Source organism: Methylophaga sp. OBS3 (assembly GCF_026319325.1).
Taxonomy (GTDB): domain Bacteria; phylum Pseudomonadota; class Gammaproteobacteria; order Nitrosococcales; family Methylophagaceae; genus Methylophaga.
The window spans coordinates 22,826-48,254 of sequence record NZ_JAPDMU010000007.1; the positions used below are offsets into that span (position 1 = coordinate 22,826).

The 25,429-nt window shown below is 42.3% G+C and carries 25 protein-coding genes and 1 tRNA gene; 8 read left to right on the plus strand and 18 right to left on the minus strand.

Annotation, left to right across the window (positions count from 1 at the left end; genetic code table 11):
* Positions 1-8 precede the first annotated feature (8 nt).
* From OMP94_RS11025 to OMP94_RS11035, 3 genes are read right to left on the minus strand one after another with little or no spacing between them, the layout of a single operon-like run.
* Positions 9-296, minus strand: coding sequence for a hypothetical protein (locus OMP94_RS11025; protein ID WP_266278357.1), 288 nt, complete (start codon positions 294-296; stop codon positions 9-11).
* A complete protein-coding gene (locus OMP94_RS11030) occupies positions 296-1,240 on the minus strand; it encodes a metallophosphoesterase (protein ID WP_266278358.1) in 945 nt (314 codons plus the stop codon). The genes OMP94_RS11025 and OMP94_RS11030 overlap by 1 nt, the downstream gene beginning before the upstream one ends.
* A 28-nt stretch (positions 1,241-1,268) precedes the next feature.
* Entirely contained in the window at positions 1,269-1,694 is a 426-nt protein-coding gene (locus OMP94_RS11035) for a hypothetical protein (RefSeq protein ID WP_266278359.1), read from the minus strand.
* Between the two features lie 114 nt (positions 1,695-1,808).
* Here OMP94_RS11035 and OMP94_RS11040 point away from each other — a divergent pair, with 114 nt between their 5' ends.
* Complete coding sequence (locus tag OMP94_RS11040; protein ID WP_266278360.1) at positions 1,809-2,795, plus strand: helix-turn-helix transcriptional regulator; 987 nt, start codon at positions 1,809-1,811, stop codon at positions 2,793-2,795.
* Positions 2,796-2,872: 77 nt separating this feature from the next.
* On the plus strand, positions 2,873-3,499 hold the full coding sequence (locus tag OMP94_RS11045) for a hypothetical protein (protein ID WP_266278361.1): 627 nt from the start codon (positions 2,873-2,875) through the stop codon (positions 3,497-3,499).
* Between the two features lie 2 nt (positions 3,500-3,501).
* On the opposite strand, the gene OMP94_RS11050 is transcribed toward OMP94_RS11045, so the two are convergent.
* From OMP94_RS11050 to OMP94_RS11080, 7 genes are all read right to left on the minus strand, one after another.
* Positions 3,502-3,957, minus strand: coding sequence for a hypothetical protein (locus OMP94_RS11050; protein WP_266278362.1), 456 nt, complete (start codon positions 3,955-3,957; stop codon positions 3,502-3,504).
* A complete protein-coding gene (locus OMP94_RS11055) occupies positions 3,954-4,604 on the minus strand; it encodes a HEPN domain-containing protein (protein WP_266278363.1) in 651 nt (216 codons plus the stop codon). Before OMP94_RS11055 ends, OMP94_RS11050 begins: the two co-directional genes overlap by 4 nt.
* A gap of 66 nt (positions 4,605-4,670) precedes the next feature.
* Positions 4,671-5,012 (minus strand): hypothetical protein, encoded by a 342-nt coding sequence (locus tag OMP94_RS11060; protein ID WP_266278364.1) that lies wholly within the window; start codon positions 5,010-5,012, stop codon positions 4,671-4,673.
* Between the two features lie 70 nt (positions 5,013-5,082).
* Positions 5,083-5,691 (minus strand): hypothetical protein, encoded by a 609-nt coding sequence (locus OMP94_RS11065; RefSeq protein WP_266278365.1) that lies wholly within the window; start codon positions 5,689-5,691, stop codon positions 5,083-5,085.
* 200 nt (positions 5,692-5,891) lie between these two features.
* Complete coding sequence (locus tag OMP94_RS11070; protein WP_266278366.1) at positions 5,892-6,413, minus strand: hypothetical protein; 522 nt, start codon at positions 6,411-6,413, stop codon at positions 5,892-5,894.
* A complete protein-coding gene (locus tag OMP94_RS11075) occupies positions 6,383-6,619 on the minus strand; it encodes a helix-turn-helix transcriptional regulator (RefSeq protein WP_266278367.1) in 237 nt (78 codons plus the stop codon). The genes OMP94_RS11070 and OMP94_RS11075 overlap by 31 nt, the downstream gene beginning before the upstream one ends.
* A gap of 352 nt (positions 6,620-6,971) precedes the next feature.
* Positions 6,972-7,048, minus strand: a tRNA-Arg gene (locus OMP94_RS11080).
* 293 nt (positions 7,049-7,341) lie between these two features.
* Here OMP94_RS11080 and OMP94_RS11085 point away from each other — a divergent pair.
* Positions 7,342-9,399 carry an autotransporter outer membrane beta-barrel domain-containing protein gene (locus OMP94_RS11085; protein ID WP_266278368.1) on the plus strand — a complete coding sequence of 686 codons (2,058 nt, stop codon included), beginning with the start codon at positions 7,342-7,344 and terminating at the stop codon, positions 9,397-9,399.
* A 243-nt stretch (positions 9,400-9,642) separates the two neighbouring features.
* Here OMP94_RS11085 and OMP94_RS11090 read toward each other — a convergent pair whose 3' ends face one another.
* Positions 9,643-10,029 carry a HEPN domain-containing protein gene (locus tag OMP94_RS11090; protein ID WP_266278369.1) on the minus strand — a complete coding sequence of 129 codons (387 nt, stop codon included), beginning with the start codon at positions 10,027-10,029 and terminating at the stop codon, positions 9,643-9,645.
* Between the two features lie 13 nt (positions 10,030-10,042).
* Complete coding sequence (locus OMP94_RS11095; protein WP_266278370.1) at positions 10,043-10,798, minus strand: hypothetical protein; 756 nt, start codon at positions 10,796-10,798, stop codon at positions 10,043-10,045.
* 137 nt (positions 10,799-10,935) lie between these two features.
* Between OMP94_RS11095 and OMP94_RS11100 the strand changes: the two genes are divergently transcribed.
* Positions 10,936-12,162 (plus strand): tyrosine-type recombinase/integrase, encoded by a 1,227-nt coding sequence (locus tag OMP94_RS11100; protein WP_266278371.1) that lies wholly within the window; start codon positions 10,936-10,938, stop codon positions 12,160-12,162.
* A gap of 1,377 nt (positions 12,163-13,539) precedes the next feature.
* Positions 13,540-14,370, plus strand: a complete 831-nt coding sequence (locus OMP94_RS11105) for a nuclease-related domain-containing protein (RefSeq protein WP_266278372.1) — start codon at positions 13,540-13,542, stop codon at positions 14,368-14,370.
* Here the strand turns inward: OMP94_RS11105 and OMP94_RS11110 are convergent.
* The 4 genes from OMP94_RS11110 to OMP94_RS11125 form a co-directional block, all read right to left on the minus strand.
* Positions 14,367-15,380 carry an HIT domain-containing protein gene (locus OMP94_RS11110; protein ID WP_266278373.1) on the minus strand — a complete coding sequence of 338 codons (1,014 nt, stop codon included), beginning with the start codon at positions 15,378-15,380 and terminating at the stop codon, positions 14,367-14,369. The genes OMP94_RS11105 and OMP94_RS11110 overlap by 4 nt on opposite strands.
* A gap of 245 nt (positions 15,381-15,625) precedes the next feature.
* Positions 15,626-15,835, minus strand: a complete 210-nt coding sequence (locus OMP94_RS11115; RefSeq protein ID WP_266278374.1) for a DUF2061 domain-containing protein — start codon at positions 15,833-15,835, stop codon at positions 15,626-15,628.
* Positions 15,836-15,972: 137 nt separating this feature from the next.
* On the minus strand, positions 15,973-17,595 hold the full coding sequence (locus OMP94_RS11120; protein WP_266278375.1) for a Na/Pi cotransporter family protein: 1,623 nt from the start codon (positions 17,593-17,595) through the stop codon (positions 15,973-15,975).
* Between the two features lie 58 nt (positions 17,596-17,653).
* Positions 17,654-18,271, minus strand: coding sequence for a hypothetical protein (locus OMP94_RS11125; protein ID WP_266278377.1), 618 nt, complete (start codon positions 18,269-18,271; stop codon positions 17,654-17,656).
* A 177-nt stretch (positions 18,272-18,448) separates the two neighbouring features.
* Between OMP94_RS11125 and OMP94_RS11130 the strand changes: the two genes are divergently transcribed.
* Both OMP94_RS11130 and OMP94_RS11135 read left to right on the plus strand, forming a co-directional pair.
* Positions 18,449-19,435, plus strand: coding sequence for an NAD(P)/FAD-dependent oxidoreductase (locus OMP94_RS11130; protein WP_266278379.1), 987 nt, complete (start codon positions 18,449-18,451; stop codon positions 19,433-19,435).
* A gap of 110 nt (positions 19,436-19,545) precedes the next feature.
* On the plus strand, positions 19,546-20,538 hold the full coding sequence (locus OMP94_RS11135; RefSeq protein WP_266278381.1) for a sensor domain-containing diguanylate cyclase: 993 nt from the start codon (positions 19,546-19,548) through the stop codon (positions 20,536-20,538).
* On the opposite strand, the gene OMP94_RS11140 is transcribed toward OMP94_RS11135, so the two are convergent.
* Positions 20,535-21,425 carry a copper resistance protein B gene (locus tag OMP94_RS11140; protein ID WP_266278383.1) on the minus strand — a complete coding sequence of 297 codons (891 nt, stop codon included), beginning with the start codon at positions 21,423-21,425 and terminating at the stop codon, positions 20,535-20,537. The two genes, OMP94_RS11135 and OMP94_RS11140, sit on opposite strands and share 4 nt — an antisense overlap.
* Positions 21,422-23,140 (minus strand): copper resistance system multicopper oxidase, encoded by a 1,719-nt coding sequence (locus OMP94_RS11145; RefSeq protein ID WP_266278385.1) that lies wholly within the window; start codon positions 23,138-23,140, stop codon positions 21,422-21,424. Before OMP94_RS11145 ends, OMP94_RS11140 begins: the two co-directional genes overlap by 4 nt.
* A gap of 227 nt (positions 23,141-23,367) precedes the next feature.
* On the opposite strand from OMP94_RS11145, the gene OMP94_RS11150 reads away from it, so the two are divergent.
* Positions 23,368-25,429: beta strand repeat-containing protein (locus OMP94_RS11150; RefSeq protein ID WP_266278387.1), on the plus strand; the 2,062-nt coding region annotated here is incomplete at its 3' end.

The window sequence follows — 25,429 nt, forward strand, 5'->3', positions numbered from 1 at the left end:
TGTGTTGCTCAATATGCCGCAAACACAAAAACGCCAAAAATACCTATAAACATTAACCCTTTAAACCACAGCCTGAAAGGTGCCCAAAATCGTCTCTGACAGAGTCTTTCTATGTTTTTACGCTGGTCATCAGGTATCTCTTCGAAATCGCCCACATTGAATTCTAGAGCCTTATTAGTCTTCAACTGGGCATTGGCAAAAATGGCATAAACAATCCAGGCAAGGCCGCCCCAAAACATTATTGCTGTCCACAGTATTGCCACGAGTGGTGGAATACTTCTAAAGTCTTCAAACATCACCCTTCCACCCAGACAAAATTATCCTCAGAAAGGACATGCTCGCCATCCCAACGATAGGCACAGAGTTTACCCTTATGGCCAGATGATGTGTGTTGGGCTGCGATACTGTAATCGAGAATGGCAATGTGATCGGTTCTCGGCTTTGGTGTTCCCGTTAGCCAGTAGTGACCTAAGAAAAGTGGCTTGTCACCTTCATAACCAGGAAGGAGATCATCCGCGATGGGATCGTGGGGCACCTTTTCAATCACATCATCAGGAACAATTGCTAAATCTCTGTAGGTGAACTTGTCTGTTTCCCACCAGCGTGTACGAATATTCATTCTGTGATTGTTATCTTTATCAAAGAATCCTTCACTATCAGCCGGCAATGGAATTTCCAAGCCTTTCAACAGAGTTTCTGCAGCCTCGAATGCATCCGTTCCTTTTTCGGTGACGTCATACCATGCCAAATTCTTCAGTGTGTTATCTGATTTCAATAGTGGCTTTATGTTCTTCAGAGATTTTTCATCCCAACAAGCATGAATGACTCTGAGGCCTTCCAAATCCAAGAAAACAGGTAATGTTTTAAACCAAGAGATGAACTCATGATGAAGCTGACTCCCCTCCCCAACCTGGTCGAGAAAAGCTGCATGTTGGTTTTGATTTTTTTCTGAATGAGGACGAAGGTACTCACCCTCGTTTTTAGGGTCTGGTGTTGCATAAGCCACTGCGTTGAATTCATGGTTACCCATCACCGCAAGTGCAGTGTTGTTTTCAACCATGGCTTTTGCAATGAGTACGGAATCGATTTGCTCTGGGCCTCTATCTACAAAGTCACCGAGGAAAATCACTTTCCTTGTAGAGTGTGACCAGTACTGGCCATTGTGCTGATAACCGAGTTTTTCTAGGAGTTTTTTGAGGGGAGTTGCATAACCATGAATATCCCCGATGAGGTCGTACATCACTTTCTCCATGTGATCATTACTAAAACTAACGCTGAGTTATGCCAAGCTTCTCTGATGGTATATCGTTTTCCCAAAACAAAGCCTGTGTTTTGATTTTCCCTTTGTCAGGAAGTGTAGTTAGTTCAATTTGGCCAAGGTGTTCATCCTCTAATTCGAGGAAAAGCTGATGGACGTAATCCAGATCGTAGTAACCATCTAGCTTTTCGACTAGGACAGCTTCACCATCATGGACATCAATATAGCTGTATTTCGACTCACTTGAGTAAGGCACAGAGACATCATCACCACTAACAAAACCACCAACGGATGCTCTGATATTTTTGATTGTTCTGCCACTGTTATTGACCAGGTATATTTCTTCGCTTCCACCGGAAATCCAGATAGTTGCTTTACCTAGCTTTTGGCTAATGAGTCGATGAGGTAATTCGGGGCTTGGTATTCGTTCAGCCATGTCATGACATCCTTGTGTTTTCGTTGTTATCATCGCATTTTAAAGCCGTAAGCGACATATGTTGTCGCCAATGAATTAGATAATCTTGTCGAGATTAACAGAGAAAGGGAAAGTATGTCTGATACATCATTACGCTATCTTTACATGCTACAAAGTATTCCAAGACACCCAAACTCTGTAAGCACTCTAGAACTAAAAGAAAAATTAGCTGATGCTGGATTTGAAATAAATCTGAGAAGTATTCAACGAGACTTAGAAAAACTCTCTGTTAACTATCCGCTGTTTTGTGAGGAGCAAATACGACCATACCGGTGGTCTTATTCTGCTGACGCTTCTGTACAGTTTTTACCTGCATTGGACTTACCTTCAGCGATTACTTTAGAACTTGCTAGAGCCTACCTACAGCCTCTTCTTCCGCCAAAGCTGCTAAACCACCTAAAACCACACTTTGATGAGTCTCAGGCTGTTTTAAGACGAAATGGTAACCCGATCTCACACTGGCCTGAAAAGATCCGCTTTTTAAGTCGTGGCCTGATTGGTAAACGCCCCGAAATCGAAGCAGAACATTTGGAAATACTCGCTGAAGCGATTCTTAATAATGAAAAATGTCTGGCCATTTATCAAGCAAGAAAATGGAAGGAAAAGGAAGAAATTATTATTTCACCACTAGGATTAGTGTTTAGAGATCCTAACACCTATTTGATTGCTAAAGTTGATGGTAAAGACAACATAAGACAGCTTGCTCTACACCGCTTTTCACTCGTTGAGAAAATACAACAATCTTTTGTAGATAGCTTTGATATTGATGATTTCATTGACTCTGGTGAGATGCATATTCTTCACTCAAATAAGCAAGTACATCTAGAACTTATTTGTGACAAACCAGACATGAATCATTTACTCGAAACACCTTTAGACATAAGCCAGACAATCACACATGAAAAAGACGATAAATTCCATTTAAGCGTTACGCTACCGGATACGACAGATTTGAGGTGGTGGCTAATTGCTCAATCGGCACATCTAAAAGTTGTTGAACCGATATGGCTTAAATCTGAAGTTATTACACTCCTGGAAAAAGGGCTGAATAAACAGAAGTAATTTCTCCCATAAATACATTAACGACAGTATTTGTCGCTTTGTATGTAAAGCTGTAATTATCAGTAAAGGAGATTCGAATGGACTTCAAACAACTGCTAGAAAATGAAATTGCTCATCTTGGAAACCATTACATTCTCTCCAAGCTAGGTTACCTAAAACCAACAATCAAACAACAGAGTCGTTTGAGTAGCGTTATTTCATCCCCCCACCTAGGCATTGACGATACTCTATTTGATATTAAATACAGTAATAAAGACTACATCTATAAACTTGCTGAGATATGCGGGATTAATAAGAATCTTGCAAAAGAGTTTATCCAAAGTGCAGAAGTTGCTTTAGAAAAAGAAGCGAATACTTTTAAACCCTATATTTTTATTAATACTGGTTTCAAAAGGACTTCTCAGCCTGTTTTTGCACTAGCAGCGAGCGAGCATTTGAGATACCTAACGTTACCCAAGGACTTAATCAATAAACCTGCCCTAGAGCAACTATCAATAGTTCATGAAAAGATTGATTTACACCTGACTCACTCTCAAGGAGTCGTGGGAATATGGGGTAACGTAATTTCCTATTTCTACGTTTATGATCGTGGGGCTGCACTTGAAATATCACCTGCAGGGAAAATACTGAGTAGTCATGACGACTATGAGCCTGACTCGCATGCACAGCTTTCAATCAAAGGTAGAGAACTTAAATTTGGATAATGCTACGAAGTTTGAGATTTAAAACCTTCATATACTGGTTTTAGTCTGCAGTGTAAAAAAGCTTCCAGAAGATTCAGGACAAAAACCCCATAATTTGCATCAACAAATAAACTGGTTCGTGCCGTATTATTTTTTATCCAGTCAGCAATATTCTTCTCGTTCACATTATGAGACTTCGCAAACTCTTCATCATTCACTAATGACCTAGCTAATGTGCTTTTTGCAGCTTTCGCAGAGTAGTGCTGACTGGTAAACCGTAGTTTACTTTTACTCCCTGCCTTACCAATTTTTAATACGCTATCACCATAGTGAAAGATATAAATTGCCGAAAAGCCATTCCGCCATTTTGGTACTTGATGGGGAACACCAGTGACTTCAAAGTGAATAACGTAATCACCCGGGTTCAAGCCAGATAGTTCGAGTACTTTTTTGAAATCATTAATCAATAACTCGATCATTCAGTAACCACTGGATATACAGCACTTCCCCATAACTCACTTGGATTTGTCATCATTAAAGAAATCACCAAAGGAACAACCTCTTTCATGATTTTCACTGCGTCCAAAATTTGAGATCGATTCACTTTACCCTGCCAAGTTGAACCACCGTGTACTAATTGATTTCTCAAAATATATAAGCGACTAAAAATAATTGATAGAACAGAAAGAATATCGTTAGAAGCCAACGCTTTATTAGCAGCATTCTTACTTAATGCAAACTTATTTTTAAACTCATCTTCAGTAATAACGTTATTTTGAAACTGCCAAAATGCTGAAAAAACGTATGGGTTATCAATCAACACTCGGATAGCACCAGAGTAATGCTTCCAAATCAGTGAATAAAAAAGTTTATCTTTATCTAATGAGACTAACTTTTCTAGAAATAGAACAAAGTGCTTTTGTTCTGAAAACTCTCGTGAATCTATTTCAGATGCATATGCTGCATTGAATGCAATCCAGAGAAAAATGAATTGTGCATCAGGATCATCAGATTCATTTTCAGCTTTGTCGAGCCAACTCAATGCACGGTGAACTCGTAAACCTAGACTTTCAGGAAAGCTATCACGATGTAACCTTTGATAACTCTTTAATTCTTGATGCTTCATTGAAGATCCCTTTCATTGCTGTAAAACATAATCCATGTTCTTTATTAACAAACTTTCTAACGAAGTTTATATGTCTTCATCAACAAACTCATGATCATAACTGACAAAGATATAATCGCCCTCTCTATCGACGGATATTAGCCCTGATGCTGACTTTGACAGCGCCTTTCGTACTTTGGCTTCTAATTGTTTATCTGTGTGATGCCCCATTTTAGAAGCTTCAATACTCATGCAACAAACTTTTAAATCTTTATGAACTGATTCATTAGGTGATTCTGCCAGCATCGGCTTTGAACATCTTAAATACTCAATAATATTGCATTCATGGCCATCGAGTGTTGAGACACTGTCAGATAACTTTTCCCAATATGTAGTTGTTAAGTTTGGTTCGAATTGCTTTGAGTACATATGAAGCATCCTTCATTAAAAGGTTAATATGCTTCGAATATAGCTACACTTAACGACAGAAATTGTCGTCTTACTTATTTGCTAAACCTTTCTTTCCCAAAGAGAACATTATCAATTCTATCGCCCGATATGTTGTCACCTCGTAATTTAAAATAGAACTGACTAACTTTTTTAAATAGTCATCATTTTGCATATCATCTTGAGCAAGCTTACAGAGTAGATTCATGTAATTTGTGAAGTTTTTAGGATTATTTAAGTAATATTGTGACGGTTCTTTATTTTCATTAGATAGTAAATAACGTGCAACGCGACTATCCCAAATGGCATATTTATTTGGTGCAATAAAGTGAAGTAACTTAGATACGCCAACCAAGCTGTTATTGGTGACTTTACTCAATACCAAAACTTCCTCAATGCTAAGTTCATCTGCTTCTTCAGAACCTCTCATTCGGTTAATGCTGATTTCAATATCATCACTAACCTCACAAGCCGTTTTGTTTATAGTTGGCATCCAGGCATAGGTAAAGTTTGCCCCAATGAAAATATCACTTTTCGTTAAATACGCTTTACTATCAAAAAACTTCAGAAATTCAATATATGTAAAGTGGTAACTATCATTTGAGTTAAGCAGTTCCGTTGCTTTGTTTGAATCAGCCAGCAAATCCTCGTATGTGATCATCTCTCACCAACTCACAAAATGTAATAACGAACGCGATTATAGATATCTTGAATATTTTTTATATAGATTATTCATCAAGATACCAACAACTAACAGACACAAATAAACTAAGTGATAACACCCCAAATTTTTTATCAAATTTTAGACTAGTCAACTTTTGACCGAATGTTAATCGCGAAAGTACGATGATCTAGTCTTTGTTACTGATCCCAATAAAATTCATCAAGATCTTCAAAAGAAACGCCCATTTCCTTAACTAAGTAATCAAAAAAGTTGTACCCACTTGGTAAAGAGTAGTGGTTTTGAATATCAATTTGTCTTGAGTTAGTACTTTCTTTCCAAATTGATTTTATTGCACTTTTTAATTTAAACCCTTCTCTAAAGGTTGGAACTGACGGATATCTAACCCTCAGGTGAAAGTGAATCTGTCTCTTGTATTCCAAACCAAACTGGATTGCTACATCACTTGGTTTTTCTTTTCTAATTTTTTTTAATGCGTTCTTACCAAATGCTTTTTTCTGCAATTTTGAAAAAAATTCATTCAAACAAAAAAATGCATAATTCTTACCTACTTTGTATGGAAAAGTTAAGGTAACTGAATAAACATATCCATACTCATCACTGAATTCTTTGTATGCTTCCTTTGTTGCCTGATTTAAGGATTGAATACTGTAATTTGAGACATTGGGACTCAACATTTTCCCAATGCCTCTTCTTGCCAAGCTAATACTTCTGACTCTAGCCACCTAACAGTGTTAGAGGCCAATTGTTTTCCCCGTGGAAACTCTTCACTCTCCATCCATCTATATATAGTGCTTCTTGAAACACTGAATATTTTTGTCAAATCTTTTGCTGTCAGTAATTTATCGTTCATCTTTTTCCTTCTTATTCTTATTATTTTTTTGTGAACATTTATATTTAGTAACATCCATTTTTAAACATTGAAGACGGATGCAATTTGTTGCTGCTGCATAGTTATTTATGTGACAAAAATTCAAAATCTCATTATTTTTTAACGCTTTTTACGATTAAAAATAAATAAACAATCTATTATTTCGATAGAAATACGCAAAAAGAAGCCTTTGAGAACAAAAGTTCATCACCTTGAACACCAGGAAAAGGAAAAGGAAAAGGAAAAGGAAAAGGAAAAGGAAAAGGAAAAGGAAAAGGAAAAGGAAAAGGAAAAGGAAAAGGATGGTAATTGTTTACTAAAATGTTTACTGATTTTAATTCACTAAACTAAAAATAAAATCAGAAAGCAACCAGACCCTTATTTATACTGGCGTCCCCGGCAGGAGTCGAACCTGCGACCTTCCCCTTAGGAGGGGGACGCTCTATCCAGCTGAGCTACGAGGACAATGGCTGGGCATTATAACAGGCGATGAAATCGGCTTTGAGTCGCATTGTATGAACCGGCTGCTAAACGGCGGTTGGTGATGGACACAATGACATGCCCCCTCTCCCCCTGAATCTATGCCTGAAAAAGCCAACACCTCGAAATCAGGGCTTATCACGCATATTTGATACCTTTTTTGTTGCCCGAAACAAGCTTGCAGCGAAGAGATGGCTTTGTTAGTTTAATTGAAGCTTGGCCTGCCATTGTGTGCCCGCCATATGGAAATGAATCTTACCTAAAAAGGAGGCGCACTAATGCGCAATGTTATGCCCGTCAGACATCCACCAACACTACTCTCCATTGCCATCTCTATTGCCCTCAGCGCTCCGGCCTATGCCGCTAGTTTTACGATTGAAAATGGTGAGACAGTTACGAGCGGACAAACCCTCAACGACAATGAAACCGGCACTATTGAAGCAGGTGGTGAGCTCAGCACATCGGGCATCATCCCTATTCTGGTCCCCGGCGACAATGTTATTATCGAGAACAATGGCAGCATCAAAACTAGTGGTGATTATGAAGAGGCCATTTATTCATATTCATCAAGCGAAAATACCACTATCCATAATAGCGGCAGCATAACAACCAGTGGTAATTATGCGCGTGGCATTTACTCACAAGGCAGCAATGCCACCATCAACAATAGCGGCAAAGTAGAAACCTTTGGCTATTTTGCTAATGGTATTGAGTCCCGCGGCGAAAATGGGATTATTTCAAACAGCGGTAGTATATCAATCAATGACGAGCTAGGAGCCGGCATCTTTGTCATAGGTATCAACAGCACTATAGACAACAGCGGCAATATTACAAATAGCGCCTATAACAATGATGGAATTTATACATCTGGTTCAAACGCCATCATTAGCAACAGCGGCGATATTTCGATGGGCGGAGTACAATCTAATGGCATAGTGGCCTTTGGTAATGACAGCAATATTCATAACAGTGGCAAAATCACTACTACCGGCTCATTTTCAAGCGGCATTGCTGCATTTGGCGAAAACTCAGTAACTAACAATTCAGGCACCATCATGACCAGCGGTAACGATGCACGAAGCATTTTATCAACTGGCAACAACGCCATTATCAATAACAGCGGCCTTGTGTCAGCAACAGGCGTTGATTCCTATGCCATTCTGGGCGATTCCAATGACATCACGCTTAATCTTTTGTCTGGCTCTCAAATCATTGGCCGAATTGATTTGGGTGATGATGGTGGCGATAACGATACCGCCAATGTTTATGCCGATGGCATATCTTCTCAACTCACTTTTGAAAATACCGAAAACATTAACCTGTTCGGCACCGGTGTAGTATCGGGCAATACGGTTATCAGCGTCGACCCTACAGGTGAATCCACCCGCGGTGTTGCCCTGGCCGGTATGACTTCATCTATTCATAATGTGATTGGTCAGCGTATGTCTCAAACCGCACCACTCAAACCCGTACAGCTGGCAGCGCTTGAATTATCGCCCGGTATGTACTTTGAAGAACATAAACCGGTCGCTTGGGCACAGGTTTTTGGCGGCAGGTTTGACCGAGACGCCGAAGGCAGCGCCCTTGGCTATGACCATAACCATGTCGGGATGAACTTCGGTTATGAGTGGGATATAAGTGGTCACCGGGCAGGTTTAATGGGTGGTATTGTTCGTAGCAAGACAGATACCCAGACCGCATCATTTGAAACGGAAGCAGATAACTATTACATCGGCGCTTATGCCAACCGTAAAACCCATGGTTTGAATATCACTGGTTCCTTGATTGCCGGTTACGGCGACCATGAAAATGACAGGCTTGTTGTAGATAACCTGAATGGTTTTGAAACAGCCAAGTCTGACTTTAATAGCTGGTTTATCAGTCCCGGTGTCACTCTTGGTTCTGCCTTTACCGTTAATGAACGTATTGAGCTACGCCCATCTGTCAGCGTCAATTACAGCATTGCTTGGCTGGATGGTTACCGTGAGTCAGGCACCACCAGTTCCAATCTGAGCATTGATGACAGAAAAGCCAAGGCATTAACCGCCCGGGCACAACTCGCCGCCGCCTATCAGTTTGATGAGGCCAGTGAGTTTGAATTCCGGGTGGGAATGAACTCACGCCATACCAATGATGATGACAGCAAAGTCAGCATTGCCGGCAGTCAGTTCAAGTTTGCAACAGCAGGTGATGAGAGTGTCACTGGTGGTTTTGCTGGGGCGAGCTTACGTGTCGCTACTGAGAACAATCTGAGTCTGATTGCCGATATGGAGTTCGGTGGTAACAGTGATGAGAACTACGCGGCAGGCAGTATCAGTCTGGAGTATGTGTTTTAAACCACCAACACATTATTGAATAGAGCCTCAACAATGTTGGGGCTTTTTTATGTCAGCGCTCTATCCAGCTGAGCTACGAGGACAATGGCTGGGCATTATAACAGGCGATGAAACCGGCTTCGAAGCTGGTGGTTTTAGCCGGCGGCTGAGCGACGGTTGGGCAGAGGATACTAAAGACCCTTGATAGCTATGTTTTTATTAAAAATAGAACTGTTGCCAAGTTGAATGTAATTTAGTCAGTATTCAAGATTCATTTACAACGGAAAACTGCGAGGCAGATTCTACAAGTTTAATGATGTCCTTGGCTTTTGTAAGTGTCTGCACAAACTTACTCCGAGAGAAGTCATCCTCGAGATTATAATCAGCATCTACCCTGTTATTTCTACAGAGCTGAAGTCTATGACCTATTTTCTTTTCATGGGGATCGTTGGAAGCTTTTAGGGTGTTAATTAATCTGGCATGTGTGCCTTGGTTGGGGAATCTAGCTTCATCTGCTTGGTGACAGTCACGCACTGCATAGTATGCTGCATAATAAGACCGGCCCGCGAGGATACGATAATCAAGCTCACATTTTGAGTTAGGTTGCTCCCTATCTATCCACTCAATAAGATCCTTGTAGCTTATTGCCATCAAACTCTCCGTGTCATTCCGAAGGTATAAAACTTCCGCTGAAGCTGGACAAGAAATTATCGCTAAACTCTAGCTCAACGAGTTCATCGATTAGTTCGTCATTAAGCTTTGAGACAACTTCCTCATCAGCTTTCACAAGTATATCCCTTACCAAGTTTTCTTCGGGAGAAATCCACTCATTGAGTATTGATGGGAGTATATGGGCACTTTTGAGAATGGTATTCATAACAGATGCGTAGAGCGTGACTTCGGACTTTTGCAATTCCTTAGTATCGATCAGCTCGTATACTCTGATTATGTTCTTCATCTCAGCAACATCAAGAGGTTCTGCTCCCTCAATCTCGTCGAGAAACCGACTAGAGAATTGACTTGCAAGTTGATAATCACCAGTAAATGCTTTGTTATAAGCCATTTTCCTGAGACTGTTTGCATAATCGATGTGATTCTCAATCATCACATGCAGAACATCGGATTGTTCTTCAAGCAGATAACTGATTGCCAAGGAAGAAGCGAAATTTGACAGCACAAAAGTATCAAGTGGCGCTAGCCTCTTGGCCTTCTCGTGAAAATCAATCATGCCATCGATATTACCGCACACGCACTCGATTGCTCCTAGGACTGTGTATCCCTCTGCGGGGTCTGCTTTCAATAGAGCGTTAGCGTCTTTTTTCAAGCTCGCAATAAGAAGTTCGTTGCGAGAATCGTCTAAGAATGCTTCATTAAGCCGATCAATCAGCTTATTGCCAATTGTTTGGGCAGCTTGTGCCATCGCGAATAAAATCCGTTTATGATTACTAAACAAGTATAAGATACTACGAAGCAAAGATTCGTTTCAAAAAATCTTTACCCTTGGCTTCCTACCTTGGCTTGCTAAACTGGCCTTAAAACCAGCTACAGAGTCGTTTAATGGACTATAAACAGAAGCTAACACCCGCCCTTGCTACTCAGATGAGCAAGACGCAAACAGACAATCATTTTGAAGTCACTGACACAGTTATGGCTGGCTTCAAATTGAAGCGTTACATTTCGGGCACAATGACATTCAGCCTGATTTACACCGCCCCTGATGGCAAGCGTCTACGTTATACGATGGGTAACTACCCTGCCCTGTCTGTTCCGGCTGCCCGTAAGCTTGCTGAGCAGCTATATGCACAAGTTAAGCTTGGTCGTGACATCCAACGTGAAAAACAAGCTGCCCGAAATGTAAAACCAATGCCAACGCTTGGCGATTTCATCAACGAAACGTATCTACCTTGGTTCATCACTCACCACAAAGCGCCCAAAGCCAAACTACCTTTCAATCAGTTCAAACATCTGTTTAAAAAACGCTTAGATAAAGTCACAGGGTGGGAAATTGAAAGCTGGCGGTCGAAACGACATAAGGATGGACTTAGCGCTTCCACGTCAAATCGATACATCGGCACACTTAAAGCCATGTTCAATCGTGCGGTTGAATGGGAAGTGATTGAGCAAAACCCGCTCAATAAAGTCAAAAAACAGAAGTCTGACAGCCGCGCTATCATCCGTTATCTATCTGTTGATGAAGAACAGCGCCTGAGATCCACCCTGCGATCGCGTGATCGTCGTTTGGCTCAATCTAACCCATTCTATGCTGGCGGTCGTTTTACACGCTTAGAAGCGATCCTAGGCGGTTTTCCCGATCACGTTCACCCTATGGTGTTGTTACTAATGAATACCGGCATGCGTCGTGGTGAGATGTTTAACCTTCGCTGGCAAGATGTCGACTTCACCAACAAACGTATTACCGTCGTTGGCAACACGTCAAAAACAGGCCAAACACGATACATACCACTCAACGAAGAGGCGTTTCGCGTATTGGATATTTGGCATAAACAAACCCAACGCCATTCCGGTCATATTTTTGTTGGTAAGAATGGTAAACGCTTTACCAACATCGACAAAGCATGGAAGGTGCTTTTACGTGATGCCAAGATTGCTGATTTTCGACTGCATGACCTTCGCCATCATTTTGCAAGCCGCTTAGTGTCTGCCGGTATTGATTTGAACAGCGTCCGTGAGTTGTTGGGCCATTCAGACATCAAAATGACGCTTCGTTATGCTCACTTATCACCAGCACATTTACACGATGCTGTTGCAGTGTTGAACCGGTAACAAATGAGCCGAACCGCTGTATTGATCACAGAGCCTTTTACAAAGCATCTAAGCTACCCTACTTAGGGTCAGTGCAAGATAGTCGCTCAGACGATCACACAGATCGTTTTACGACTATATTTCCACCCGAACCTGGCTCACCGACTAACCATCAAACTTGTTACCGTCTAACTTTTCGCCCTTTCATTCTTACGTTTGTTTTATCAAATATGAACCGATCCACTCAGCTCATTTTTAAACCGTCGTGACAGTTTGTGTATAGGGTAGCTTGGGTCTGACTGAGAAAACTGATCAGAACGATCTACAGTGCCATATAGGTACCTTCCAAACCGCTATGTAAACCCATGCACGTCCACAACGCCCGCGTAATGAAATATTCAAACCGTGCCGCCCATTTTTCACGAACAACTAAACTTGCCATACCCCTCGCGCGTTCGCATATGCATGGTTATTAATTAATTTCTTTTTTTAAGTTATTTATTACGTAGAACTCACACTTTTACCCGCACTGAGAAAACCATTGAATTTAAAAGACAAAACCTCGGTTTGGGAAAATTGGAAGTCCTAGAAAAAACCGTAAGGTGCGTGGGGGATGCGTTTTAAATAAACTGGCTTTCCCGATTCGTCCTTATACAGGCGGAATTTGATGATGCTGATGCTGATGCTGATGCTGATGCTGATGCTGATGCTGATGCTGATGCTGATGCTGATGCTTAGCTATCTTAAAGTATTAATTTTTTTAAATATTAACTCTGATGAGAGGCAATATTTCCCTAACCCTGTGTGCTTACACAGGGTTAGTTGAACCTGCCCAAATGAATCTATCTCTGCATAAGGGGACTCGACTTCATCACATTTTGTGTTGTTAATGCCCCTAGTCGTGACGGCTCAAGACATTAACTCACCAGCCCGACTGTGATGACCTCTCTCGAGGCAACTCCGTCTGTGCACCCTATTGCTGGATTCCTTCTAGGTGCTATCACTTTGCGTGATTTATAAACAATACCCGAACGTACAACTATACCGATAAAGTATTGAGTGAATACATCGATATAAGATCACATTTTTGCATTCCGTTCAACAACCATACTTTTACCCAAAACAAGAACACATCAATGAAAGATCAACGGGAGATCAATAGCAAAATGACTGTTTGTTGTGCCCTCCCCCTCGACATGCACGTCAGAAGCAACAGGATCAATTCTGCTGGATCCGTAAGGTCATACCCACGTAACCCTATTTCATAGCAAGTAAAGAGGCTCAGATCGCTTTACAGATCGTCATAGGTTTGCACTCAACAAGTCGTAACTAACAGGTTTGTTGTTTTAAAAATTCACACTAGTCAAAACAGCCTTATACAAGCATTGAATACCGTGTATGTCGTTGGTAGATAAATACATGGTCGTAAGCTATTCTTCTGAAATTGCATTCATGGATGAATTAATGAGATCGCCACTTAAAGATAATCCCCTTCACAACCCAGCCGAATCTTTGGATAAGGAAATTGAAAAGCTGGTTCATGAGGATGCGACCAAATACATAATTATGCTGGTTTTCATGGTCGTGCTTACGCTTCAAGAATGGTGGCGATGGTTTTTTGAACTTAAACCAAATCCAATTATTGTCACTGCGATAGCTTTTATTGTTATTCCATACGCAGTTTGGAAACTTTATAAATTCCGTCTCAAGCTTAAGAACCTGAGGTTAGGCCGTGATGGTGAAAAAGCCGTTGGTCAGCACCTTGAAAGCCTTCGTGAATCATCCGCACGGGTATTTCATGACATTCCAGCATCGAACTTCAACCTTGACCATGTTGTGATTGCGAAAAGCGGCATCTACGTAATTGAAACAAAAACGTACAGCAAACCGGCGTCAGGCTCACCTAAAATTGTTTTTGATGGCACAACGCTCAGAATGAATACAGGTGTAAAAACGGACAAGCCCGTTATACAAGTTCAAGCTGCTTGCCGCTGGTTGAGTGACTTACTCAAGCAATCGACCGGCAAATCGTTTCCTGTGAAGTCTGTGATCGTGTTTCCGGGCTGGTTCATTGAACCAACAAGTGAAGCAAAGAACAGTGATGTTTGGGTTCTCAACCCCAAAGGCCTTCCGACATTCATCAGCAACAGTGCGGATAGGCTAAGTTCTGATGAAGTAAGCATGGCTGCATACCATCTTTCCCGGTATGTAAGAAGTTACAAAGCTTAAATTTTGTAATTCTGTTTTGAGGGTATAACGCCCCTTACACCACCCCTTGGATCAACCATATCGCCATCTCGTCTTGGGATCAAATGCATGTGAACATGCATAACAGTTTGTCCGGCCGATGTATTCACGTTTATACCAATGTTCCAACCAGTAATCGATGCATCCATTTTTTCAAGATGATTTTTCTGCTGTTCAAGCAAAAGATTAAGGCCATTCACTTCTGAACGATACAAGTCAAAATAGTTGGCAACATGCCTCTTAGGAATGAAAAGCGTATGACCTTCTGTAACGGGGTAACCATCATAAAGTGCGTAGGCAACGTCATTTACCAAAAGCTTTTGATCATGTTTCACAAGCCGCTCATGACCATTTTGAAACTGACAAAAGTAACAGCCGTCATCTCTATCATTAAAACTATCGGTTATGGCTCTAAAATCAGTATTATCCCTGTTACCTTTTTGCGCGTTGCACTTACGACATAAAACTTGAAAGTTACTTTCATCATTACTGCCGCCTTTAGACACCGGCTGAATATGGTCAACGTCTAATTGTCGTTCCTGACTACTAATGCCACACAACTCACATCTATTTCCGGCTCGTTTCAGTATTTCAAACCTACTTCTACCGGGAATGTAGCCCCTTACGTTTGTATTGAATGGATCCGTCAGCCCAAGGTAGTCGTCAATTCTATTGCTCAAAATACCTTTAATTTCATCTAATTGGGCATCTGACAAGCCATCAAATATTTTTGAGAGCTTATAACTATTAGCGTGCCTTTCAATCAGCCCTACGCCTTCCAAACGCTTTCCGGGCATAGGGTAAACTCTCTTTTCATATTCTTTCTGCATTCCAGCATCAGCCAATATGAACTCTCTTGCGATTTCAGAAGTTGATGCAACACCGTTGTTATTGATGAGGGTCAATAATAAAACTGGCTTATATACGTGCGACATACGCATTCCAGTTTTGGAACGCAGATAACTTTTAAGCCCTTCAAAATCTTCTAGCATTAACTTTCCTTAGTTCTCATCCTTAGTTAAAACCAACAATATCATTAACCGGATGCTAACCGGAAACTCAGCCACAAACTCAATAAAATCACGGGATTGCCTTGCCGTAGAAGGCGGCTTCGATAATGCACTGGAGGACTTAGGAGGGGGACGCTCTATCCAGCTGAGCTACGAGGACAAATTGTGGGCATTATACATTGCTTCAAATAACCATCACATGGAGACCAGTAAAGCAGCTTCAAACGTCATACGCTATGCATAACATGGCTTGGCTCGACGTCAGAAACAGTATCGATACGCTGCCAAAACTTTTCGTGAATATAGAATGCAACGGTATTAATCGCTGGCTCAACAATCGCCAATGCGCTGCCAAACAAAATACTACCCGTCATCAAATAGCCAACGGTGAATGCCACACTAAAATGGACAACCGCGAAGCTCATTGTTTTAGTCATAATCATTCCCCTTGCACTTGTTGAGAACAATTATCATTAATATTTAAAATTGAGTAAAACGATTAAATCCACTTAATACAATAGAAAAAAACGATAATATTGTTCTCAACAGGTAAACTCAGGCTCGAACAAATGGCCTAATTTTTCAAACAGATTGTGACTGTATGTAACTGCTCACAGGACTTGATGTAGTGCTCAACCATCTGCTGAATCGTTTTAATCAACTCCATGATCGCCATCGCACTTTGAATGGTCAGCGTTGATGACATTGCATAACGTAATGTCTTCGTTTTCATGTTTTGATAAGCCTGTTTATTTTCAGCTAATTTATTCTCAAAAAAAGCCTGAGCATCAGCACCATCAGGATTCGTACTGGCAGCAAGCATGACTCTTGTTGCCCGACAATAATGCTGCAACTCAGTGAATACGACAGGCTCAAGTTCAGCGGCAACATCATCTAAAGTGGCGCTTACATTCAGTGCATGGTCAGCACTCGATAAACAATACTGTTGTGCCAAAATAAGTGTTTCTACTTTGGCCACCAAGTCTTGGGTCAACGTTTGCTTCTCGATAGCGGTAATAAACTGAGCAACTTGATCACCAAGTTGCTCAATCCCCCGGTAATTCGCTACCAATTCAGTGGGATTGTTGTCTTCTGTTTTTAATGCCGCTCTTAACAAACTTTGCAGCAATCCATTAAAACGTAGTAATTCTTTATGTAAAGCAACCACGGCAATTGCTGGGGAGACAGCAACGTTTTTATCGATAAATTGTGGCTTTGAAATAATGTCCTGTTGGCTAACAAAGCGATGTTCCAGAAACGAAGATATTCTGGCTATCAATGGCCAAACCAAAATCACCCCAAGTACATTAAACACAGTATGAAAAAGCGCCAATACCACTTCAGGTGTATCTGCCAAATTTAATAAGTGACTCAGTTGTGCTATCAACCACATCAACAGTGGCAAAACCAAAACTGCCACACAAGCAGTCAGTAAATTAAACACCACATGCGCAGCGGCTACACGCTTGGCATTGGCAGTGGCGCCAATCACTGCCATCACCGCGGTTGAGGTGGTGCCCAAATTTGCACCAATTATCATTAAAGCGGCATCGTTTAAGCCAACCACGCCACCTGCTGCACCAGTCAAAATAATAGCAATTGCAGCACTAGACGATTGGGTTAATAACGTCATCAAAAAGCCGATAGCAACAAAGGTGATCGCGCCACCGGCATGTTCAGATGACAACTGTTGAAAGTCGATCCCTGATGACAAACCATCAAATGCTGTACGCAAAACATCGATGCCAACAAAAAACAAGCCAAAACCGACTAAAGCCCAGCCAAAGTGAGCAAGGCGTTTGCCCGTCCAAAACAGATGCAAAAACATGCCAATCCCAATCATAGGCAAGGCAAATAATTCTATTTTGAATTTGAAACCGATCAGTGCGACTAGCCAGCCTGTCATGGTGGTGCCAACATTGGCACCAAAAACAACCCCTAAAGACTGACGCAAGGTCATCAATCCAGAATTTACAAAACCAATCGTTGCGACGGTGACTGCACTAGATGATTGCACTATCCCGGTAATTGCCGCGCCGCTTAATAGCCCATGTAGTGGCGTATCCGTCCACTTCTCAAGAATTTTTCTTAAAGTACGGCCGGCGACAAGCCGTAAACCATCACTGATGATGCCAACAGCCAACATGAACAAACCCAACCCACCAAACAAAACGGCCAGACTTTGAAGTAATGCCATTAGCAGCTCCTTAGCGTTGAGCCATTACCTAGGTATATTTTCTTAGAAAATGATCTGCTTATCGGATAGTAGGATACGGGCATGGCAAATTTTCAAGTTCTGTAACCATTTGCATCACTTGCTCTCGGGCAGCAGCATCACATTTACCTAATAGGTCTTCTGTTATTGACGTATTTACTTTGCAATATTGCCCTTTCGAGTAATGCATAAAAGACGCAATAGAACGGGGAGCGACTGAAAACGTCTCAGGGTAAATAACCCTAATGTGCCTGCCGCCCCAATCATGGTGTTCGCTGTAAAAACCAATATCACCACAGATAACACGATTATCGTATTCCGCTAAAAGCCGCTCTCGATAACCTTTTTCATAAGCCGCGACCTCTTTCTGATACATATCTTTATTAATGTCATTCAAAAAGGCGATACTGAAGAAAATAGCAATACCATTGGCTGTTAAAACAAGCCATAACGCTTTTCTAAGATGCTTTTTAACAATGCAAAAGAGCGCCAACAGATTCAGTAATAGAACGACAACAATCGATAGTTGCATCGCTTTATCAACAAAGCTGGCAACCGAGCCCAAATAAATGAACTGGGCAAAGATCAAAAATAATCCTGATAGCAATATCAATAAGCCAAGTCCCAGCGACTTTAAAATGTAGTTTTTATTTGTCATTTCTGGCTCACTTAAACCAAAACATCTGAAATCGTAGCTCGCCAACAAGCCAACTTGATTTCAATATAAATGAAAATACAAAACCTGATGATGAATTTATCGGCTTTTATCGCCTCGCCGACATCATAAGAAACCAATTTGCTTGCAACAGGTCATTAACCTAAAAAGGACTCTGGGATGACTTCGATAGCAGTGATAGGCAGTGGCTTGAGTGGACTAACTTTAGCCCATAAATTACGTAGCCAGTTTGAGGTTCAGATTTTTGAAAAGGCACCCAAGCCAGGAGGCCGAATTACCAGTCGATTATCACCACACTTCACATTTGATCATGGTGCACAATTTTTTTCTGTAAAAACCCCAACCTTCGCCGAATTCATCCACCCAATGCTTGAATCAGGGGTGATTGCCGATTGGCAGGCAAGGTTTGTTGAGATTGATGTTGACGAAATTACCAGTCACCGTGAGTGGACAGGTGAATTTCCACATTATGTTGGCACACCATCAATGGCTGCTATCAGTGAGTGGCTCTCCAATGGCCTCAACATTCACTACGATGCTAAAGTGACTCAGCTTATTCAGAAAGATAAGCAGTGGATAGTTGAAACAGAAGATGGCCTTAGATCTCAGCCATTTGATTGGCTCATCACCACCCCACCGGTTGAGCAAGCATCAGCCCTACTGCCAGATCACATCGTTTACAAAACATCATTAGCGGCTATCAAAATGCTGCCTTGTTATGCACTGATGGTGGCATTAAAAGAATCCCCCAACCTTGCATTTGACGCTGCACTAGTTAAAGACCAAAACCTCAGTTGGATTTCGGTCAATCACACCAAACCCGGTCGAAAAGGATTTGGTCTAGTGAGTCATGCAGCAAATACCTGGGCTGCTGAAAACATTGATATCCCGCTGCCCGAAGTAAAAAAGAAGATGTTAGCGACCCTACTTAAAATCACTAACATTTCACCAGAAATAATTGTAGAAACAGATATTAAACGCTGGGTTTACGCCAATATTGCAAAGCAAGATGGTCCGCCCTACTTTATTGATCATGCAAACCGTATTGCCAGTTGTGGCGACTGGTGTATCGCGGGCCGCGTTGAAGCGGCATTTACCAGTGGTTCACTTCTCGCCAACACGATAATTGAAATGAACTCACCTTAAATAAATAAACCGTTAGCTCAACATATTGTAGTTAATGGTCACAATTTAACCATTTACAAAACAGGTATTTGTATGGTCACATTAATCATGCCTGACCGCTGGAGTGCCATGTGAGCGCTAACTTACCTAACTTTGATCAGCTTGCCATCGAAGCCTTACTTGAGGTTGTCAGTGATGGCATCTGGTTTTGGCATGCTGACACGGGATATGTGTATCGCAGTCCTGGCTGGTACACCATGCTCGGTTACAATCCTCACTCGCTAGATAATACGGTCTTCACATGGGAGAGCGTCATTCATACCGATGACTACCCCAAAGTCATGAAGCACTTTGAGCAATATATCGCAGGTTCTATAGACGCTTACCTTATCGAATATCGCTGCCGAACCAAGCGCAATGATTTTATCTGGATAAGAGATCAGGCACTGATTATCGATAGAGCCGAAGATGGTTCAGTGTCTCGAATGATTGGTGCCCACCATGATATCGATGCAGAAAAAAGTCTCGATCAAGTTGATAAATATCAGTCACAAAATCTGCAAAATATTATCGATGAACGCACAGCCGAACTCTATCGAATCAACAAACTGCTGACCCAAAAAGCTGCCGAAGCTGAACGAAATGCCACAACCGACTACCTGACCTCACTTTCCAATCGATTTAATTTTGAAAAGTGTCTGGAAACTGAAATCGCCCGCGCCAAACGTTTTCAGGAAGCTATCGCCTTAATTGTTTTTGATTTAGATAACTTCAAACAAATCAATGATCGCCATGGTCACCCAACTGGCGATGAGGTCTTAATTAGCGTAGGCAAAGTCTTGCATGCCTCCGTCAGAGAAATTGATGTTGCCTCAAGATGGGGAGGTGATGAATTCGCCCTATTACTCCCCAATACTAGCCTTGACCAAGCGATGGCCGTTGCAGAAAAACTTCGGGTATCAATTACTGAGGTAATGCAACAACTCGACTTAAATAGCAGCGCCAGCTTTGGCGTAGTCGAACTTTTAAAAGATGAATCAAAATTAGACTTTTTACGCCGCGCTGATAATGCTCTATACCAATCAAAAAACGCAGGTAGAAATACCGTCTCTACACACGTTTAAAACCAAAACTTCAAACCAGCCACAAAACTCACTCGACGGGCATCTTCGCCCTCTTCTCTCATCAAAGATTTGGTTTCACCGTAGGCATTTTGCCATTCGACGCCAATATACGGTGCAAACTCAGGCACAAACTCATAACGCAATCTAAGCCCTGCTGTTAATGACGAAAAGTCATCACCAATACCTCGGTCAACATCCGACTTGGTGTAATACGTCGCTTCAACACGTGGCTGCAAAATCAGCTTTTGCGTCAGTAATAATTCGTAATCGGCTTCTAAACGAAAGGCCGCTCGCCCCGAGTCTGACACATATGCCGTGGCATCTACCTCAAACCAATACGGTGCCAACCCTTGAAACCCCGCCGCGAGCCATGTGCGATTTGGCCCATCACCACTATCTTGTCTGAGACCAATCTGGGCATCCCAAAAACTCGACACGGCTGAAGAAAAGAGTAATTCGGTACGTGCTTCTTCAAGGCGAGAATCATTTACCTCACCTTCAGCTTTCAGCACCAACCGCTGATAGTCTTTGCCATACCAAGCAAAAACATCATATTCGGTCGACACATCGCCCTGATAAAAGCGCTGCTCTAAGCGATTCACAAACAAAGCCGCAGACGTCATTTCATGCGCCATCGCTGGTCGTTCAACATTTTTACCAAATGCCAAATCACCGGCATAAGCGTGCGGATCACGTAACGATGAGGTATCAACCTCATCACCGTGCGTTGAATGATCATGTTGCATGGTTGGCTGCGATGATGGCTCAGGCATTTCCATCATTTGATGATGCTCATGGTGCATATCACCATGGCCACTATGTTCACCCTCGGCAAAACTAGTCTGAGCAAAACCAGCGATCATCACCGCCAATAACACCTGCCTCATGAAACCACCACCTGACGGAACATGCCCGCTTTCATGTGGTACATCAAATGACAATGCCAAGCCCATTGCCCCAAGGCATCCGCCGTCACCAAAAAACTCACCCGCTGTGCGGGTTGCACCATGATCGTGTGCTGCCTGTTAATCACTTGCTGTTGTTCATCGAGCAAATCACTCCACATTCCATGCAGATGCATCGGATGCGTCATCATCGTGTCATTGTGCAATGTCACTTTCAGGCGTTCGTTATATCGAAAATGAATGGGTGACGAATCGGCAAACGACAAACCATCAAATGACCAGGTATAACGCTCCATATTGCCAGTCAGATGCAGCTCGATTTCACGTTTGGGTTCGCGTTTATCCTCAAAATACCGATCCAACGAATGCAGATCGGCATAGGTCAACACTTTACGACCATTATTTCTTAGCCCGACACCGGGATCATCCAAATTAGTTCTCGGCGTATCGACACGCATATCGACACTTGGGCCAAACTCAGTTGACGCATGCCTCACTACCGGTGCATTCGCTGCCATTGCCTGATGCATGGTGTGATCCATTGAGGTCATATCATGCATCATCGCCCCCATCATATCGGCCATGGTTAACCATTGTGGTGGATCAACATCTGGCACCGATGCTGTCATCTCAGGGTGTGGCGTAAGCGTGCCTCGGGTAAAACCCGAGCGGCCAATTGTCTGAGAAAAAATCGTATAGGCTTGTTCTGAGGATGGCATCACAATGACATCGTAAGTTTCCCCAGAGCCAAAACGAAACTCATCCACCGTCACCGGCTCAACATCAATGCCATCAACCTGCACCACCGTCATTTTTAGCCCCGGAATACGCACATCAAATATTGACTGCGTACCACTACTAATAAAACGTAATCGAACTCGCTCACCTTTTTTAAATAGACCGGTCCAATTTGCCGCTGGCGGCTGACCATTCATTAAATAGGTATAAGTCATCGATGACACATCAGCCAGATCGGTTGGGCTCATCCGCATCTCATTCCACATTTGCCGATCTTTGACCGTTTGTCCTAAGCCTTTTTGCTGCGCCTCATTGATAAAGTCGCCCAAGGTTGGCTTATGCATATTGAAATAATCACTTTGCTTTTTCAGTTTATGAAAAACATCCATCGGATCCTCATCCGTCCAATCCGATAACTGAATGATGTAATCACGATCAGCTTTTATCGACTCCCCCTCAGCGGGATCGATAATGATCGCACCGTACATACCCGTTTGCTCTTGAAAACCCGAGTGCGAGTGATACCAATAAGTCCCCGACTGCTGCACCTTAAAGGTATAGGTAAATTCCTGCCCAGCGCCGATGCCATCAAAACTAATGCCCGGCACCCCATCCATTTGATACGGCAAAATGATGCCGTGCCAATGAATCGACGTACTGGTTTTTAGCCGGTTTTTAATTTTTATAGTGACCGTATCACCTTGTTTCCAACGTAAAGTCGGGCCCGGTATCGAGCCATTAATGGTCGTCGCTAGTCTGGGTTTACCGGTAAAGTTCACGAGCGTCTCATCAATCACCAACTCAAAGTATTGACCAGTTAAAACAGGCGCCGTGCCAATCTCTGTATTAGCAATATTGTTAGTCGCATAACTGGGTTGAAAAATGGCAGTGCCAATCCCAACCGCACCTAAACCTTGTACAAATCGTCTTCTCGTTAGATTCATTTCACTAGTAATCATGATGCCGATAAATCAGCTGACAATTTAAGGCAACACAGGTTCAGATGCTAGCGCTCACAAGTCGCTTAACCTTGCAAATTACAACTTAGATACACCGCTCAATATCTGATAAGCCTATTTTTCGACATCTGTCTATGCCCTATTTAGGTCATATCGGCTTTTTTCTTAACTTTGTATTATCCCCGCTTATCACCACCAACCCAGTGTTTTTGATAAGGATTTTAATCATGGTCTCTCGCCCAAAAGCGGCTTTATGCCCACTCTCTGCCGCTATCTTGCTGGCTATTTCGTCACCAGCTTTTTCAGCCAGCTTTACCGTCGAAGATGGGGAGACCGTTAACTTTCAACAACTAAACGAAGGGGAAATCGGCACCATTGAAGCAGGCGGTACCGTATCAAGTGGCGGAACGGCAGTGGCAATTCATGGCTCAAATACCACGCTAGATAATGCGGGTACAATTTCATCACCTGCTAATCGAGCCATTGCGGTCGACCCCAACCTAAACAATATCGCGCTATTCAATAGCGGTACTATCCTGTCACAAGAAAGCCTTGATTTACATAATGCCTCCGACAGTCAGTTTATTAATAGTGGTTTTATTCGAGTAACATATGGCCACGGTATAAACTCAACTGGAGACAATAATACATTTCTCAATACCGGCCGTATGGAGATCTCATTTGGCAATAGGAGTGTTTTCAACATTATCAATGCCAACAATATTCGTATTGAAAATCAGGGTGAAATAGAAGCTTCAAATAATACTTACGCTCGCGGTATTTTCACCTCAGGCAATAACCACCTGATTCTCAATAGCGGCAGTATCCTCACTTACGGACAATATTCTGAAGCGATTTCGACCAGTGCCACGAATAGTCTGATTGATAATAGCGGCACAATTACCACACGTAATGTTGAATCTCATGGCATTGAGTCCACTGGTGCCAATAACCAAATCATTAATAGCGGTACGATTAACACACATGGTGGTCAATCACATGGCATTGAGTCCACCGGCGCTAATAACCAAATCCTCAATAGCGGTACGATTACAACACATGGTGAAGAGGCCGTTGGTATTGAATCACAAGGCGGTAATGCCAATATCATTAATAACGGCACAATTATGACAAATGGCCGCTGGGGATTCGGCATTGCTTTGAGAGGCAGCAATGCTACCCTCAACAACAGTGGCAGCATCACTACTAGCGCCGACTATTCACATGGTATTTTTTCAACGGACATTAACGCTATCATCCACAATATCGGTAGCATCTCTACTAGCGCCAGAGAGTCCTTCGGCATTTATTCATCTGGCGACAATAGCACCGTTAATAATAGCGGTAGCATCACGACCACTAATGATTATGCATATGGGATTTATTCGTCAGGCAGTAACACTAGCATCAACAATGGCAGCATTATTACCAGTGGCTCCAACTCACACGGCATTTATGCTCAAGAAAACGATGCCACCATCATCAATAACGGCAGCATCTTAACAACGGGCGACCCTGCTAATGGCATCCGCGCTTTAGGTGATAACGCTATTATTTATAACCTCGGCTCAATATCTGTATCCGGTGAGTCTTACGGTATTTCCTCATCAGGTGACAATGCCAATATTTTCAATGCTGGCAGCGTATCAACTGCCGATGATTATTCTTATGCCATTCGATCTTCAGGTGATGATGACAATATTGTTAACACTGGAAATATTTTTACAGCAGGTTTTGAATCCGAAGGTATTCGCTCGACTGGCGACAACGCAACCATTAATAACAGCGGCATCATTCAGACTGATGGAGGGGAAGCAAATGCCATTATCGTTGAGGGTAATAATGTCACTATCAATAACAGTGGCTTTTTAGTCGCTAATGGCATTGATAGTTATGCTGTTTTTGGACGCTCAGGCGCCTCAAACATCACACTTAACATTCTCCCAGGTTCGCAAATGTTGGGTGGTATCGACTTGGGTGACACCGGCGATAATGACACGGCCAATATTTATGCGGGTGGCATATCCGGTTATTTGACCATGGACAATGTCGAAAACATTAATGTCTTTGGTAATGGTGTATTAATTGGTAACACCACCATCACCGATGGCCAAACTACCTCAACACGTGCACAAGTTGTTACCGTGGACCCCACCGGCGAGTCAGCTCGCAGTGTGGCTTTGTCAGGGATGACCTCGTCTATTCACGGTGTGATTAATCAACGTATGAATCATGCAGCACCGTTAAAGCCAGTCCAGTTAGCGTCGCTTGAACTCTCAGACGGCATGT

What these genes read in the sequence shown, in the direction of transcription:
- OMP94_RS11030 (WP_266278358.1), bottom strand. Translation starts at nt 1,240, where the DNA reads ATGTACGACCTCATCGGGGATATTCATGGTTATGCAACTCCCCTCAAA.
- OMP94_RS11100 (WP_266278371.1), top strand. Translation starts at nt 10,936, where the DNA reads ATGGACTATAAACAGAAGCTAACACCCGCCCTTGCTACTCAGATGAGC.
- OMP94_RS11145 (WP_266278385.1), bottom strand. Translation starts at nt 23,140, where the DNA reads ATGATTACTAGTGAAATGAATCTAACGAGAAGACGATTTGTACAAGGT.
- OMP94_RS11075 (WP_266278367.1), bottom strand. Translation starts at nt 6,619, where the DNA reads ATGTTACTAAATATAAATGTTCACAAAAAAATAATAAGAATAAGAAGG.
- OMP94_RS11120 (WP_266278375.1), bottom strand. Translation starts at nt 17,595, where the DNA reads ATGGCATTACTTCAAAGTCTGGCCGTTTTGTTTGGTGGGTTGGGTTTG.
- OMP94_RS11065 (WP_266278365.1), bottom strand. Translation starts at nt 5,691, where the DNA reads ATGATCACATACGAGGATTTGCTGGCTGATTCAAACAAAGCAACGGAA.
- OMP94_RS11130 (WP_266278379.1), top strand. Translation starts at nt 18,449, where the DNA reads ATGACTTCGATAGCAGTGATAGGCAGTGGCTTGAGTGGACTAACTTTA.
- OMP94_RS11140 (WP_266278383.1), bottom strand. Translation starts at nt 21,425, where the DNA reads ATGAGGCAGGTGTTATTGGCGGTGATGATCGCTGGTTTTGCTCAGACT.
- OMP94_RS11060 (WP_266278364.1), bottom strand. Translation starts at nt 5,012, where the DNA reads ATGTACTCAAAGCAATTCGAACCAAACTTAACAACTACATATTGGGAA.
- OMP94_RS11110 (WP_266278373.1), bottom strand. Translation starts at nt 15,380, where the DNA reads ATGCTAGAAGATTTTGAAGGGCTTAAAAGTTATCTGCGTTCCAAAACT.
- OMP94_RS11090 (WP_266278369.1), bottom strand. Translation starts at nt 10,029, where the DNA reads ATGGCAATAAGCTACAAGGATCTTATTGAGTGGATAGATAGGGAGCAA.
- OMP94_RS11115 (WP_266278374.1), bottom strand. Translation starts at nt 15,835, where the DNA reads ATGACTAAAACAATGAGCTTCGCGGTTGTCCATTTTAGTGTGGCATTC.
- OMP94_RS11045 (WP_266278361.1), top strand. Translation starts at nt 2,873, where the DNA reads ATGGACTTCAAACAACTGCTAGAAAATGAAATTGCTCATCTTGGAAAC.
- OMP94_RS11085 (WP_266278368.1), top strand. Translation starts at nt 7,342, where the DNA reads ATGCGCAATGTTATGCCCGTCAGACATCCACCAACACTACTCTCCATT.
- OMP94_RS11050 (WP_266278362.1), bottom strand. Translation starts at nt 3,957, where the DNA reads ATGATCGAGTTATTGATTAATGATTTCAAAAAAGTACTCGAACTATCT.
- OMP94_RS11055 (WP_266278363.1), bottom strand. Translation starts at nt 4,604, where the DNA reads ATGAAGCATCAAGAATTAAAGAGTTATCAAAGGTTACATCGTGATAGC.
- OMP94_RS11095 (WP_266278370.1), bottom strand. Translation starts at nt 10,798, where the DNA reads ATGGCACAAGCTGCCCAAACAATTGGCAATAAGCTGATTGATCGGCTT.
- OMP94_RS11040 (WP_266278360.1), top strand. Translation starts at nt 1,809, where the DNA reads ATGTCTGATACATCATTACGCTATCTTTACATGCTACAAAGTATTCCA.
- OMP94_RS11025 (WP_266278357.1), bottom strand. Translation starts at nt 296, where the DNA reads ATGTTTGAAGACTTTAGAAGTATTCCACCACTCGTGGCAATACTGTGG.
- OMP94_RS11105 (WP_266278372.1), top strand. Translation starts at nt 13,540, where the DNA reads ATGTCGTTGGTAGATAAATACATGGTCGTAAGCTATTCTTCTGAAATT.
- OMP94_RS11035 (WP_266278359.1), bottom strand. Translation starts at nt 1,694, where the DNA reads ATGGCTGAACGAATACCAAGCCCCGAATTACCTCATCGACTCATTAGC.
- OMP94_RS11125 (WP_266278377.1), bottom strand. Translation starts at nt 18,271, where the DNA reads ATGACAAATAAAAACTACATTTTAAAGTCGCTGGGACTTGGCTTATTG.